1 protein-coding gene is annotated in these 798 nt (G+C 69.7%); it reads right to left on the bottom strand.

Annotation, left to right across the window (positions count from 1 at the left end; translation table 11 throughout):
* Nucleotides 1-178 precede the first annotated feature (178 nt).
* Nucleotides 179-798 (bottom strand): IS701 family transposase (locus ACSLTV_RS36125; protein WP_435613736.1); only part of this gene is annotated, 620 nt, incomplete at its 5' end.

The following is a 798-nucleotide window of genomic DNA, read 5'->3' as shown; positions in this document are numbered from 1 at the left end:
TAGTACTGCAGCCGCAGTTACGGGGGGCGGTGGCCTCGGCGGCGGTAATGGCTGAGGCGGGCGCGGTATTGATGGCGGCGGCGCCAGCGTGACCAGTGCAGGATGTGACCGGCTTCGTGCCGGATGGCGTGGGTGAATCTGCTCAGCAGGCGGCTGATCTCGTTCACGCTCAGTCGGATCAGGTCGCGGCCGTGTCCCCCTTTTCATGAGCCGTGGCCCGGACTGCAGTCAGGTGTGCGGCAGCCGCCATGGCGAGGGTGATGTGCCGGTACCAGGCCGGGTATTGGCGTACCTGGTAGTGGTCGAGGCCGGCCTCGTTCTTTGCGGCCTGGAAGCACTCCTCGATTGCCCAGCGGGCGCCGGCGGCCCGCACGATCTCCGCCAGCGCGGTGCCTGTCGGGGCGTGGGTGAGGTAGTAGGCGTGCTCGCCGTCGGCGAGGCTGCGGCGGATCAGCAGGGCGTCTTCGAAACCGTCGTCGCGCTCGCCGGGCAGCGGGACCAGAGCCCAGGCGTATTCACGCAGGCCGTGGGCGCCGTCACCGGCAGAGCGGATTTCCCAGGCATGTTCCGGCAGGATCGCCGAGATGGTACGGGCGTTCTGCCCGCGCGGCCCGCATCGATGCTTGTAGGCGATCGCGAGCACGTAGCTCAGGCGCTGCTCGGCCAGCCAGCCGCGCAGGAGGGGGTCCTGGCCGTAGACCTCGTCGCCGGTCACCCAGCGAAAGGGCAGCTTCGCGGCGAGGGCCCGCTCCAGCATCGCGCGGGCCAGGGCGGGCTTGGTACGGAAGGTGACCTCTT

This window comes from Streptomyces sp. bgisy159 (assembly GCF_965341775.1).
Classification (GTDB): Bacteria; Actinomycetota; Actinomycetes; order Streptomycetales; family Streptomycetaceae; genus Streptomyces.
Note: the sequence above shows the minus strand (reverse complement) of the source record. Positions and strands in the feature narration are given on the sequence as shown.